The 12,635-nt window shown below is 71.0% G+C and carries 12 protein-coding genes; 11 read left to right on the top strand and 1 reads right to left on the bottom strand.

What is annotated here, in order from left to right; translation table 11 throughout:
- The first annotated feature begins 72 nt into the window (after nucleotides 1-72).
- From ACWDSJ_RS23675 to ACWDSJ_RS23650, 6 genes are all read left to right on the top strand, one after another.
- Entirely contained in the window at nucleotides 73-1,080 is a 1,008-nt protein-coding gene (locus ACWDSJ_RS23675) for an LLM class flavin-dependent oxidoreductase (protein WP_450034288.1), read from the top strand.
- Nucleotides 1,081-1,184: 104 nt separating this feature from the next.
- Entirely contained in the window at nucleotides 1,185-3,029 is a 1,845-nt protein-coding gene (locus tag ACWDSJ_RS23670; RefSeq protein ID WP_450034412.1) for a hypothetical protein, read from the top strand.
- Nucleotides 3,026-3,181: a hypothetical protein gene (locus ACWDSJ_RS23665; protein WP_450034287.1), complete on the top strand. Its 156-nt coding sequence runs from the start codon at nucleotides 3,026-3,028 to the stop codon at nucleotides 3,179-3,181. Before ACWDSJ_RS23670 ends, ACWDSJ_RS23665 begins: the two co-directional genes overlap by 4 nt.
- Complete coding sequence (locus ACWDSJ_RS23660; protein ID WP_450034285.1) at nucleotides 3,178-3,552, top strand: hypothetical protein; 375 nt, start codon at nucleotides 3,178-3,180, stop codon at nucleotides 3,550-3,552. Before ACWDSJ_RS23665 ends, ACWDSJ_RS23660 begins: the two co-directional genes overlap by 4 nt.
- Complete coding sequence (locus tag ACWDSJ_RS23655) at nucleotides 3,549-4,820, top strand: hypothetical protein (protein ID WP_450034284.1); 1,272 nt, start codon at nucleotides 3,549-3,551, stop codon at nucleotides 4,818-4,820. The genes ACWDSJ_RS23660 and ACWDSJ_RS23655 overlap by 4 nt, the downstream gene beginning before the upstream one ends.
- A 263-nt stretch (nucleotides 4,821-5,083) precedes the next feature.
- Nucleotides 5,084-6,868, top strand: a complete 1,785-nt coding sequence (locus ACWDSJ_RS23650; protein ID WP_450034283.1) for a protein kinase domain-containing protein — start codon at nucleotides 5,084-5,086, stop codon at nucleotides 6,866-6,868.
- 3 nt (nucleotides 6,869-6,871) lie between these two features.
- Here ACWDSJ_RS23650 and ACWDSJ_RS23645 read toward each other — a convergent pair whose 3' ends face one another.
- Nucleotides 6,872-7,576, bottom strand: a complete 705-nt coding sequence (locus ACWDSJ_RS23645; RefSeq protein ID WP_387356126.1) for a GntR family transcriptional regulator — start codon at nucleotides 7,574-7,576, stop codon at nucleotides 6,872-6,874.
- 97 nt (nucleotides 7,577-7,673) lie between these two features.
- Between ACWDSJ_RS23645 and ACWDSJ_RS23640 the strand changes: the two genes are divergently transcribed.
- The 5 genes from ACWDSJ_RS23640 to ACWDSJ_RS23620 are packed head-to-tail and all read left to right on the top strand — an operon-like array spanning nucleotide 7,674 to nucleotide 12,634.
- The gene (locus ACWDSJ_RS23640) at nucleotides 7,674-8,789 is read left to right on the top strand and encodes a TIGR03364 family FAD-dependent oxidoreductase (protein ID WP_450034281.1); all 1,116 of its coding nucleotides are present in this window, start codon (nucleotides 7,674-7,676) and stop codon (nucleotides 8,787-8,789) included.
- 11 nt (nucleotides 8,790-8,800) lie between these two features.
- On the top strand, nucleotides 8,801-9,478 hold the full coding sequence (locus tag ACWDSJ_RS23635) for a phosphonatase-like hydrolase (protein WP_450034280.1): 678 nt from the start codon (nucleotides 8,801-8,803) through the stop codon (nucleotides 9,476-9,478).
- Between the two features lie 53 nt (nucleotides 9,479-9,531).
- A complete protein-coding gene (locus ACWDSJ_RS23630) occupies nucleotides 9,532-10,581 on the top strand; it encodes a 2-aminoethylphosphonate ABC transporter substrate-binding protein (protein WP_450034410.1) in 1,050 nt (349 codons plus the stop codon).
- Nucleotides 10,581-11,741: an ABC transporter ATP-binding protein gene (locus ACWDSJ_RS23625; protein ID WP_450034279.1), complete on the top strand. Its 1,161-nt coding sequence runs from the start codon at nucleotides 10,581-10,583 to the stop codon at nucleotides 11,739-11,741. Before ACWDSJ_RS23630 ends, ACWDSJ_RS23625 begins: the two co-directional genes overlap by 1 nt.
- Nucleotides 11,738-12,634 (top strand): 2-aminoethylphosphonate ABC transporter permease subunit, encoded by an 897-nt coding sequence (locus ACWDSJ_RS23620; RefSeq protein ID WP_450034277.1) that lies wholly within the window; start codon nucleotides 11,738-11,740, stop codon nucleotides 12,632-12,634. The genes ACWDSJ_RS23625 and ACWDSJ_RS23620 overlap by 4 nt, the downstream gene beginning before the upstream one ends.
- The last annotated feature ends 1 nt before the right edge of the window (nucleotide 12,635 follow it).

Raw genomic sequence — 12,635 nt, 5'->3', positions numbered from 1 at the left:
CCAGACTATCGGTACCCAGCGCCTCGGCGACGGTCGGGGAATTCAGGCGGACCACGGTCCGTTTACTCGGTCATGGAATTGGGACTGACGACCTTCGCCGAACGCCACGCCGTCGGCGACCGGCCCGCCCCGAGCGCGGGCGAACGGCTGCGCGAGGTGGTCGAGGAGGCCGTGACCACCGAACGCGCGGGCCTGGACGTGTACGGCGTGGGCGAACATCATCGCGCCGACTTCGCCGCCTCGGCCCCGGCGGTCGTGCTCTCCGCGATCGCGGGCCGCACCGAACGCATCCGGCTGACCAGCGCGGTGAGCGTGCTCAGCTCCGACGATCCGGTCCGGCTGTATCAGCAGTTCGCCACTTTGGACCTGATCTCGAACGGGCGGGCCGAATTGATGGCGGGCCGTGGGTCTTTCACCGAGTCGTTCCCGTTGTTCGGCCAAGACCTCGGCGACTACGACGAGCTCTTCGCCGAGAAGCTGGACCTGCTGCTGCGGGTGCGCGGCGACGAGCCGGTCACCTGGTCGGGCCGCTTCCGCCCGGCCCTGACCGACACCGTGGTGTACCCGCGCACCGATCGCCCGCTGCCGATCTGGATCGCGGTCGGCGGCTCTCCCGAATCCGTCGCGCGCGCAGGGCTTCTGGGCCTGCCGCTGGCGATCGCCATCATCGGCGGGCAACCGGCCCGCTTCCGCCCGCTGGTCGACCTCTACCACCGCGCCCTCGAACAGGGCGGCCACGAACCCCAACCGGTCGCGGTGCACGCGCACGGCTATGTCGCCGACTCCGAGGCCGAGGCCGTCGCCGACTTCTACGAGCCCTACGCCACGGCCATGAGCGGGCTCGGCCGCGAACGCGGCTGGGGTCCGATGACCCGCGCCCAGTTCGACGCGCTGCGCTCCCCCGCCGGATCGCTGTTCCTCGGCGCGCCCGACCAGGTGGCGGAGAAGATCGCCGACATCCGCGACACCCTGGGCCTGGACCGCTTCATGCTGCACCCGAGCGTCGGCACGCTGCCGCACGAAAAGATCCTGCACGGCATCGAATTGCTCGGCGAGAAGGTGGCCCCGCAGGTGCGTTGAGCGCCGATCTATCTGTTTCGTCGATTCCACACATAAACCGTGCGCCTCTGGTAATCCAGTGAACAGATGTTCTCTGAGGCGGAGGTTCAGCCGTGTCCAGCACGATGTTTGCGGCAGTGGGTTACCGGGCGGCCGGTGGCGAAGCGGGTGGTGCGGCACTGGATCAGGTCTTCATCCTGACCGGTTCGGCCGGGGTGATCGCCCTGCTCCTGCTCTGGGTGGGGTATCTGCATCGGACCCGAAGAATCAGCTGGCTCGGTGACACGGCGGACCGGCTCGGGCAGCGGTTCAACCGGCCGGGCTGGGTGGCGTTGCCGAGCGCGCTGTTCCTGGCGACGATCCTGACCGCGCTGCTCGGCTTCATCTGGGACGTGAGCCTGCACATCGGCAAGGGCCGCGATCCCGGACCGCTGGCCAATCCCGCGCACTACTTCATCCTGATCGGGTTGTTCTTCCTGTTCATGGCGGGGATGACGGCGGTGGTGCTGCCGCTGGACGAGAAGCCGGGCCCGGCCGCGGTGCGCATCACCCGCACCTGGTACGCGCCGGTGGGCGGAATCCTGTTGGCGGGCGCGGGTTTCTACGCGCTCATCGGCTTCCCGCTCGACGACGTCTGGCACCGGCTGTTCGGGCAGGACGTGACGCTGTGGGGGCCGACGCATCTCATGCTGATCGGCGGGGCGGGGCTGTCGCTGGTGGGGATGCTGCTGCTGGAGTACGAGGGTCGCACCGAACGGCTCGAGCCGAAGGAACGCGACTCCCGGTTCATGTGGCTGATGCGCTGTTTCGCCTACGGCGGGTTGCTGATCGGGCTGTCGGTGTTCCCGGTCGAATACGACTTCGGCGTCCAGCAGTTCCGGCTCGTGTTGCAGCCCATGCTGTTCGTGATCGCGGCGAGCGTGTCGCTGGTCGCCGCGCGGGCCACGCTGGGGCCGTTCAGCGCGCTCGTCGCGGTGGTGTTCGCGGCGTTCGTGCGGCTGGTGGTCGCCTGGATCGTGGCCGGGCCGTTGATCGAGGCGCCGCGCAATGTGTTCCCGCTGTATCTGGGCTCGGCGGTCGTGGTGGAGTTGCTGGCCCTGCTGCCGCTGCGCCGACGGCCGGTGTGGTGGGGCGCGCTGAGCGGGCTGGCGATCGCCACGGTCGGGCTGTGGCTGGAATCGCTGTGGGTGGACCGGATGTACGTCAACCACTGGCCTGCCTCGATGTGGCCCGAGGCGCTGGCGATGGCCGTGCCGGTCGGGGTGCTCGGCGGCGTGGTGGGCGCCCTGCTGGGCGTGGTCCTGCGCGGGGAGACGTTGCCGCGCAGGCCGATTCGCCGCACGCTCCTGGTCGCCGCGGTGCTCGTCACCGGGATCGCGACCGCCAACGGGGTGATGGTGCGGGTGCCCGACCACGCGAGCGCCACCGTGGCGCTCACCGATACCGGCACCTCGCCCGACCGCCGGATGGTGACCGCCGACGTGCGGCTCGAACCCGCCGATCTGGTCGGCGACGATCCGGAATGGGTGCAGATCCTGTCCTGGCAGGGCGGCGTCGGCACCGACAGCCCGGGGCGCGGCCTGGTCGTGGACAAGTTGCGCCGGGTCGAGCAGGGCCATTACGTGTCCACGAAACCCGTTCCGGCCTACGGCAATTGGAAGACCGTGCTGCGCCTGCAAGACGGCCGCATGCTGACCGCGCTGCCGGTCTTCATGCCGCACGACCGCGCGATCGGCGCCGAGGAGGTGCCCGCGCTGGCGTCGTTCAACCGCCCGTTCACCCCGGAGATCCAGGTGCTGCAACGCGAGCGGTCCTTCGACAAGCCGAGCTGGCTGTACGGTGCGGCCTCGCTGGTGGTGCTGGTGTGCAGCCTGGCGCTGGTGGGCGGATTGTCCTGGGGCGCGGCCCGGATCAACGAACGCGCGCCGCGCGCCCGCACGCTCGCCCCGGACGAGTTGGCGCGGCGATGATCGCGGCCGACCGGGTGGAGGTGCTCGCGCATCACGCCCTGTTGCTGGCCATACCAGCCTTGGCACCGGCGGTCGTGGTGGTGCTGGTGGTGCTCGTCGTCGCCCTGCGCGACCGGCGCGGCGACCACCTCGAGGAGAAGGAGGACGAGTGAACAGGCGTATCCGATTCGCGGCCCTGCTGGCCGCCGGGCTGGTGGTCGGCGGCTGCGGCGGCGAGAGTTCGCCCGGGACAAGCACATCGGCGAACGCGACGAGCGCGGTGACGGTGGACCTGCGCATCGCCAACGGCACGGTGACCCCGACCAACGGACACAACGACGCGAAGGTCGGCCAGCCGATCGTGTTCGTGGTGAGCAGTGACGCCGAGGACGAACTGCACGTGCACGCCTCGCCGGATCACGAGTTCGAGGTGGCCGCGAAGCCGGATCAACGGTTCGAGTTCACCGTGGACGTGCCGGGACAGGTGGAGGTGGAACTGCATCACGCGCACCGCACGGTGACCACGCTGACGGTGCGCCCGTGACCGAGTCCGTCCTCGCCCACGGCCTCGGCGGTGCGGCGGATCTGCCGATTCCGTTGTCCTACGCCCTGATCGGCGGTTCGTGGGCGCTGACCTTCTCGGTGGCGATCCTGTTCCTGTTCTGGCGCACGCCACGGCTGGATCCCGACGCGCCCGGCCGGCGGCTGCCCGGGTGGGTGCGCCGGGTGGTCGACGCGCGGGCCACCCGGACCGCGGTGGCCGTGGTGATGGCGGCGGGCACGCTCGCCGTGCTGTTGACCGCGTGGCTGGGACCCGATGACGCGCAACGCAATCCGGTGCCGGGCATCGCGTACATCTTCGTCTGGGTGGGCGTGATGGTGGCCTCGCTGGTGGTCGGGCCGGTGTGGAGGTTCCTGTCGCCGCCGCGCGCGCTATATCGCGGGCTCGCCCGGATCCCGGTGCGGCGGCGTTACCCGGACGGGCTCGGCCTGTGGCCCGCCGCGGCCGGTCTGTTCTCGTTCGCGTGGCTCGAGCTGGCCTCGCCGGAGCCGAGTTCGGTGCTGTCCGTGTGGGTGTGGGTGCTGGCGTACCTCGTGGTCACCGTGACGGGGCTGGTCCTGTTCGGCACGGTGTGGGCGGAGCGGGCCGACCCGCTGGAGGTGTACAGCACCCTGCTCGGGCGGCTGAGCCCGCTCGCGCGGAACCGGGACGGCGCGTTCGTGCTGCGCACGCCGTTGGGACATCTGGCCGGAACACCCGCGTTGCCCGGCACGGTGGCGGTGACCGCCACGCTGCTCGGGTCGACGCTGTTCGACAGCTTCGCCGCCTCGAGTTCGTGGCGCGATCTGGTCGACGGTGTCAGTGGCGATTCGCTCACGATCGCGGTGCTGGTCCGCACGGGCGGCCTGTTCGCCTTCGTGGCGGCGGTGTTCGTGATCTTCCAGCTCGCGGCGCGCGCGGCCGGTGGCCTCTCCCGCGCGGACCGGGCCGCCCTGCCGAATCGGCTGGCGCACAGCCTGGTTCCCATCGCGGCCGGGTACCTGATCGCGCACTACCTCACGTTCCTGGTGGAGAAGGGCCAGGCCACGCTGGGGCTGCGGGTGCACTACGTACTGTCCGAGCACCCCGCGCTCCTCGGCGTGATCAAGGTCGGCGCGGTGCTGACCGGACACATCCTCGGCGTCGCGGCCGCCCACGACCGCAGCCTCCGGCTGCTGCCCCCCGGACACCGCCTGACCGGCCAGCTGGCCCTCATGGTCACCATGGTCGGCTTCACCTTCGCCGGGTTGTACCTGCTGTTCGAGGCGTGAGACGACTCGCGGCCCGGCCGTGGCTGCGGAACGTTCAGGCGTGACGCGACGTTGCGGCCCGGCGGCTGCGAACTTCCAGGCGTGACACAGTATTGCGGCTTCGCGACGGCTGCGGAACATCCAGGCCCGACGCGGCATTGCGGCACGGCGGCCGCTGCGGAAGTTCCCGGCCCAACACGGCGTTGCGGCCCGGCGGCGGCTGCGGAAGTTCCCGGCCCCACACGGCATTGCGACACGGCCGTGGCTGCGGAAGACTTCGGGCTGTGTCGGAGGAGTTGGCGCCCGGTGGGGTGTTCGCCGGGTTCGTCGTCCGTCGGCGGCTGGGGCGTGGCGGGATGGGGACGGTGTATCTGGCCGAGCATCCCCGGTTGCCGAAGCTGACCGCGTTGAAGGTGCTGTCGCGCAGTCTGTTCGACGAGGCCGGCGTGCGGGCGCGCTTCGAACGGGAGGCCGAGCTCGCGGCGCGGCTGGACCATCCCAACATCGTGTCGATCCACGACCGCGGCGTCGAGGACGGGCAGCCGTGGATCTCGATGCAGTACATCGAGGGCACCGACGCCGCGAGCGTGGGCCGGGTGGCGCCGGAGCGGGCGCTGCACATCGTGCGCGAGACCGCGCGGGCGCTGGACTACGCGCACGCCCGCGACGTGGTCCACCGCGACGTCAAACCCGCGAACATCCTGCTGTCCCCCGGCGGCCCCACCGAACCGGAACGAATCGTATTGACCGACTTCGGCATCGCGCGCGCCCTCGCCGAATCCACCCGCCTCACCCGCACCGGCGAGGTCCTGGCCACCTTCGAATTCGCCTCCCCCGAACAATTCGACACCGACGCCGACATCGACGGCCGCAGCGACCAGTACTCCCTGGCCTGCACCCTGTTCCGCCTCCTCACGGGCCGCACCCCCTTCCCCGCCCGCGACCCGCTCACCATGCTCCACGCCCACCTCTTCCAGACCCCGCCCTCCCTCGGCACCACCGACCGCGCCCTGGTCCCCCTCGACCCCGTCCTCACCCGAGCCCTGGCCAAGAGCCCGGACCAGCGCTTCGGCACCTGCCGGGAGTTCGCCGACGCGGCCTGGCGGGCGCTGTCGGGATCCGCTGGGCCGCAAGCGGTCCCGCCGCGCCCCCAGCCGCCCGGCGCGCCGGGGACCCATCGCCCTCCTGCGGCTCCGCTCCCGCCGAGCCGTCCGGCGGGCCCGCCGGACAACAGAACCGGCCAGTTCCCCGCCGCTCCCGTTCCACCACGAGAACGACGCCCACCTGGCACACCACCTCCGGGCATGACCCGAACCGGCGCGCCACCACAAGGTGCGATGACGGGACCACCATTCGGCGCGACGGACCGACCCCCGACCGGCGCGACGGGTCGGCCACCGCACGGCGCGCCGGGCACACCACCACTCGGACCGACGGGCGGGCCACTCCCGGCGACACGGCCACCGAGCGGGCCGGTTCCGGCCATGACGGGCGGGGCCGGTACCCCTGGCGGCCAAGGGTTTTCGGGTGGAGTTCCGGCCGGGGTGTTCCACTCTTCGGGGCGAGGTCCCCGATCGGGTGTGGTGGCAGATCAACGGCGGCACGTGATCATCTGGAGCGTGGTGGCGGGGGTGCTGACCGTGTCGTTCGTCGCGGCGGGGTTCTCGGTGGTCTGGAACGCGCGCCACGCGAATCCCGTTGGCGCCGCGGCCACTTCGACGACGGTAGCGCCGAAACCCGTGCCGCAGGCGTTCATCGGCAACTGGTCGGGGTCGATCGCGCAACCGTTCGGGCAGATCTCCGAGTCCACGGTCACCCTGCACATCCCCGGCGACCGGCTCGAGGGCACCTTCGAGAACAGCACACTCGGCTGCCGGGGCACCATGACGCTCACGCCGCCCGTGAACGGGTCCGTCACCGCCACCGAGACCCCCACCGACAATCCCGACGGGCGGTGCGTGGCCGGCTCGCTGGATCTCACCCCGGCGGGCGAGGGCCGACTGCGCATCGATTGGCGCGAGATCGGCAATCCCGCCAACTTCGCCTCCGGTGAACTCACCCGGCAGTGAGACTCATTCCCGCAGTACCGCTTCGAACGCGATACGGTCGCCGCGATACAACGACCGCACCCGCTCGATGGGACGCCCGTCGGTGTCGACGGTCCGCCGGTGCAACAGGATCATCGGCAACGCGGTCGTGCACTCCAGCAGCGCCGCCTCGCGCGGGGACGCCAGCACAGTCTCCACCCGCTCCCGCGCCGACCCGAACACCACCCCCGCCGCCCGCATGGCCGCGTACAGCGACGTCGTCGGATCGTAGACCGCGCGCAGCCCGCCGAACCGCTCCAGTGTCAGGAACGTGCTCTCCAGCCCGATCTTCTCCCCGTCCGCGAGCAGGATCCGCTCCAGATGCATGACGGGCGAACCGGTCTCGAGGCCGAGCGCGTCGGCGGTGTCGGCGTCGGCGGCGACATCGTCCCACCCGACCAGCACCCGGCCGGGCTTGCGCCCCAGACCGATCGCGGCCTCGGTATAGGACCGTAACGACAACGGCTGCACCATCTTCGGCCGCGACACCACCGTGCCCCGCCCCTGCCGCCGAATCCGCCCCTCCACCAACAGATCCCGCAGGGCCTGCCGAACCGTCTCGCGCGCCACCTCGAACCGCCCCGCGAGCTCCCGCTCGGAGGGCACCGGATCCCCCTCGGCCAGGTCGTCGATGATCCGCTCGATCTGCGTGCGCACCCGATACGCCTTCGGCTGCCGCGTCACCTCCATGCGCCCAGCGTACCCGAGATTGGTCTATACCAATTGTTAACCGAACGTTGGCCTCGCCCACACCCGTCGGTCTAGACCATTGAGCATGATGCTGGTCATGCGTTTGGTCATCATCGGCGGCGGAATCCTCGGCACCGCCCACGCCTTCGCCGCGGTTCGCCGCGGGCACGAGGTGGTGCAGCTCGAGCGCGAGGTCGAGGCCCGCGGCGCCACCGTGCGCAATTTCGGGTTGGTGTGGGTATCGGGCCGCGCCGCAGGGGAATTGGCGATCACGCTGCGGTCGCGGCAGCTGTGGGAGGAGATCGGCGGGCGGGTGCCGGGCGTCGGCTTCCGCCCTGCCGGATCGATCACGCTGGTGCGCACCGAGGCCGAACTCGCGGTGGCCGAGGCCGCGGCGGCCGGCCCGGCCGCCGCCGAGCGCGGTTTCGCACTGCTCGACCCGGACCGGGTGCGGGCGCTCAATCCGGCTCTGCGCGGCAAATTCCTTGCGGGCCTGCACTGTTCGACGGACGCGGCGGTCGAGTCCCGGCAGGCGCTGCCCGCCCTGCGCGCGTTCATGGAGGCGAGCGGGCGCTACAGCTTCTACGCGGGGACCGAGGCGCGCACCGTCACCGGCACCACCGTCGTCGACGACCGGGGCCGCCGCTTCACCGGCGACGTGGTGCTGGTCTGCCCGGGCGCGGCGCATTCGGGGCTGGCCCGGGAACTGGTGGGCGACATGCCCGTTCGCCGCGTGCGGTTGCAGATGATGCAGACCGCCCCGCTCGGCGAACAGCTCACCACCGCAATCGCCGACGGCGACAGCTTCCGCTACTACCCCGGTTTCGCGGGACCGGCCCTGGACTCGCTCGCGCGCGAGGAGTCGCAGACGTTCACCGCCGCCCAGCACAAGATGCAGCTGCTGTGCGTGCAGCGCCTGCACGGCGGGCTCACCATCGGCGACACCCACGAATACGACGAGCCGTTCGCCTTCGACGTCGACGAGGCCCCCTACGACCATCTGACCGCCGTCGCCGAGGAGTTACTGGGCCGCAAGCTCCCGCCCGTCGTGCGCCGCTGGGCCGGGGTCTACAGCCAGAGCATCGATCCCGCCGCCATCGTCACCCGCGTGCGGGCCGCCGACGGCGTCTGGGTCGTCACCGGACCGGGCGGGCGCGGCATGACGCTGGGCCCCGCCCTCGGCGAGGAAACCGCCGACCTGCTGAACCTGTGAGAGGAAATATCGTGTCCGACAAGCGGATCGAACTGGCCGTCCTGGACATGGCCGGGACCACCGTCGCCGACGGCGGCCTGGTGCTGCGCGCGTTCGACGCCGCCGCGACGGCCGTGGGGCTGCCCGAGAGCGGGACCGACCGCGAGACCGCGCGCGCCTACGTGCTCGACACCATGGGCCAATCCAAGATCACCGTCTTCCGCGCGCTGTTCGGCGACGAGGACCGCGCCCAGTTGGCGAACCGGACCTTCGAGCGGACCTACGACGAGTTCGCCGCCGAGGCCACCCCGATTCCCGGTGCGGCCGAGGCGATCACGGCGCTGCGCGCGGCCGGGATCAAGGTCGCGCTGACCACCGGCTTCAGCCGCACCACCCAGGACAAACTCTTGAACGCCCTGGGCTGGAACGACATCGCGGATCTGACCCTCGCCCCCGCCGAGGCCGGACGCGGCCGCCCCTACCCGGATCTGGTGCTCACCGCGCTGCTGCGCCTGCGCGCCGACGCGGTCGACCGGGTGGCCGTGCTCGGCGACACCACCAGTGATATCGCCAGCGGCCTGGCGGCGGGCGCCCGGATCGTGGCGGGCACCCTGACCGGCGCGCACAGCGAGGAGCAGCTGCGCGCGGCGGGCGCCACCCACATCGTGGACTCGGTCGTCGAGTTCGCCGAACTGCTCACCACCCCGTAACCGTCCCTTCGATCCACCCTTCGCTGCACACGAAAGTTGTTGTCATCGTGCGTATTCCGTCCCGTCGCCTCGCACGCGCCGCCCTCGCCCTGACCTCCGCCGCCGCGGTCGCCCTCACCGCCGCGGCGTGCGGCGGCACCGGCACCTCGACCTCCGGCGACCAGACCGTCACCGTCTACTCCGCCGACGGCGTGGGCGACTGGTACAAGACCCACTTCGCGAAATTCAAGGAACAGACCGGTATCGCGGTGAACTACGTCGAGGCCGGGTCCGGGGAGGTGGTCAACCGCGTCGACAAGGAACAGCCCAACCCGCAGGCCGACGTCGTGGTCACGCTGCCGCCGTTCATCCAGAAGGCGAACAAGTCCGGGCTGCTCCAGGACAGCGGCGTGGATCTGAGCGCGGTCGCCGACACCGACAAGGATCCCGGCGGCAAGTACGTCTCGCTGGCCGGAAACTACCTGTCGTTCATCGCGAATCCGTCGGTGGACAGCTCGAAGCTCACCTGGGACGACCTGTTGAAGCCGGAGTACAAGGGCAAGATCCAGTACTCCACCCCCGGGCAGGCCGGAGACGGCACGGCCGTGCTGATCCTGCTCCAGCAGCTCTACGGCAAGCAGGGCGCGCTGGACTATCTGGCGAAGTTGCAGGCCAACAATGTCGGCCCGTCCTCCTCGACCGGCAAGCTGCAACCCAAGGTGGACAACGGCGAACTGCTCGTCGCCAACGGCGACGTGCAGATGAATCTGGCCACCATCAAGGAGAAGGGCTCGAAGTTCACCCTCTTCTTCCCCGCCACCGCCGACGGCAAGCGCAGCACCGTCGCCCTGCCCTACGTCATGGGCCTGGCCAAGGGCGCCCCGCACAAGGACGCGGCGAAGAAGCTCATGGAGTACCTGCTCTCCGCCGACGTCCAGAAGACCCTCGGCCCCGACGCCAAAGCGGTTCCGGTGCGCAAGGATCTGAAGGACTCCGCGCCCGCGGGCGCCGACTCCCCGGCGGCCTACATCAAGGATGTCGGCATCGTCACCCCCGACTGGAACAAGGTGCTCACCGAGCTGGACGCCGACGTCGCCGCCTATCAGAAGGCCACCGGCAGCTGATGTCCGCACCGTCGACCTCCGTCGCGGCCACCGGCACGGCCGACGCCGAACCCGCCATCGTGTTCGATCGGGTCGGCGTCCACTACGGCCGGGGCCGCAAGGCCACGGCCGCGCTGACCGATTTCACCCTGCGCGTGGCCGCGGGCGAGACCGTTGCGCTGTTGGGCCCCAGTGGTTCCGGGAAGTCGACCGCGCTCAAGGCGCTGGCCGGATTCGTCCGGCCCAGCGCGGGCGCGGTCCGGCTGTCCGGCCGCGACGTGACCGACCTGTCGCCCGCCAAGCGCGGGATCGGCGTGGTCGTGCAGTCCTACGCGCTGTTCCCGCACATGCGGGTGCGCGACAATGTCGCCTTCGGCCTGCGGGCGCATCGCGTCCCGCGCGCCCGGGTGCGCGAGCGGGTGGGCGAGGCGCTGGAGATGGTCGGCATGGCCGCCTACGCCGACCGGCTGCCGCGCGAGCTGTCCGGCGGTCAGCAGCAGCGCGTCGCGATCGCCCGCGCGCTGGCCATCCGGCCCAAGGTGCTGCTGCTCGACGAACCGCTCGCCGCGCTGGACGCGCAACTGCGGCAGTCCATGCTCACCGAACTCCAGGATCTGCGAAAGGCGTTGCCGGACACGGCGATGCTGTACGTCACCCACGATCAGTCCGAGGCGCTGGCGCTGGCCGACCGGATCGCGGTCATGCGCGACGCCCGGCTGGTGGACATCGATACCGCCGAGAACCTGTGGCGACGCCCGCCGAGTTCGTTCACCGCGGCCTTCCTCGGCGGCGCGAACCTGGTGCCGTGCACGGTGAAACACGTCTCCGGCACCGCCGCGTTCGTCACCTCCGGCACCCGCACGCTGCGCGCCGAGGCCCCCACACCCGGTGTGGGCCAATTGGATTGGGCGCCCGACGACGAGGGCCTGCTGTGCGTGCGCCCGCACACCGTCCGCGTCGGCACGACCGCCGAACGCGAGGCCCTGCCCGCGACGGTGCTGTCCGCGGTGTGGCGCGGCGCGACGACCCGCCTGCGACTGGACGTGAACGGGCTGCCGGTCGAACTCCTCGCCGACGTGCCGGGCCAGGCCGACCACGCCGTCGGCGCGGTGGTGGGCGTGCTGTTGCCCGATCCGGCCGGGGTGCTGATCCCGGCTCCCGTGGGGGGCGAGCGGGAATGACCCTGTCGACCGTTCTCGAACCCGAGGTCACCGAGCCGCCCGAACGCCCTGCCGCACAACGGGTCTGGCGGCCGGTGCTGTGGTCGCTGCCGCCGCTGGCGGTGGTCGCGCTCATCGCGGTCTATCCCATCGCGCGGGTGCTCACCGAATCGACCGAGACCGCGTCGGGCCGCGGCCTCGGGGTGTGGTCGCAGGTGCTCGGATCGCGGTCGTTCCGGGACGCGTTGTGGCGCACGGTGTCCATCGCGGTGTGCTCGACGGCGGGCTGCCTGGTGCTGGGTACCTTCGTCGCGGTGGTGCTGGCGTTCGTGCCGTTCCCGGGCGCGGGGGTAGTGGGGCGGGTGATCGATACCATCCTCACCCTGCCGTCGTTCCTGATCACGCTCGCGTTCACCTTCCTCTACGGCACGGCCGGGGCGGTGAACGCGCTGCTCGATCGAATCGCCGGAAACCGTTCGCTCACCATCGATTTCCTGACCACACCGACGGGTGTGGTGCTGGCCGAGATCACCTATTTCACCCCGTTCGTGGTGCGCCCGCTGCTGGCCGCGTTCGCGCAACTGCCCCGCGAACAGCTCGATGTGGCGGCGAGCCTGGGCGCGTCGCCGTGGCGCGTGTTGCGGCAGGTGGTGTTGCCGGAGGCGTGGCCCGCGCTCGCGGCGGGCGGCAGTCTCGTTCTGCTGTTGACGCTCAACGAGTTCGGGATCGTGCTGTTCACCGGCGCGAAGGGCGTGATCACGCTGCCCGCGCTCATCTACACCCGCGGCATCGTCACCTTCGATCTGCCGGGCGCGGCCGTGCTGGCCTCGGTGCAGGTGCTGCTGTCGCTGACGCTGTACGTGGCGTATCGGCTGATCTTCGGCCGGGTCACGAGGATTCGAACGGAGGGCTGAA

It is taken from the genome of Nocardia sp. NPDC003482 (assembly GCF_053588115.1).
This window is presented reverse-complemented; position numbering and strand designations above follow the sequence as displayed.

Excerpts from the sequence above, each read along its gene's own strand:
- ACWDSJ_RS23675 (WP_450034288.1), top strand. The coding sequence starts at position 73 with ATGGAATTGGGACTGACGACCTTCGCCGAACGCCACGCCGTCGGCGAC.
- ACWDSJ_RS23670 (WP_450034412.1), top strand. The coding sequence starts at position 1,185 with ATGTTTGCGGCAGTGGGTTACCGGGCGGCCGGTGGCGAAGCGGGTGGT.
- ACWDSJ_RS23665 (WP_450034287.1), top strand. The coding sequence starts at position 3,026 with ATGATCGCGGCCGACCGGGTGGAGGTGCTCGCGCATCACGCCCTGTTG.
- ACWDSJ_RS23645 (WP_387356126.1), bottom strand. The coding sequence starts at position 7,576 with ATGGAGGTGACGCGGCAGCCGAAGGCGTATCGGGTGCGCACGCAGATC.
- ACWDSJ_RS23640 (WP_450034281.1), top strand. The coding sequence starts at position 7,674 with ATGCGTTTGGTCATCATCGGCGGCGGAATCCTCGGCACCGCCCACGCC.
- ACWDSJ_RS23625 (WP_450034279.1), top strand. The coding sequence starts at position 10,581 with ATGTCCGCACCGTCGACCTCCGTCGCGGCCACCGGCACGGCCGACGCC.
- ACWDSJ_RS23620 (WP_450034277.1), top strand. The coding sequence starts at position 11,738 with ATGACCCTGTCGACCGTTCTCGAACCCGAGGTCACCGAGCCGCCCGAA.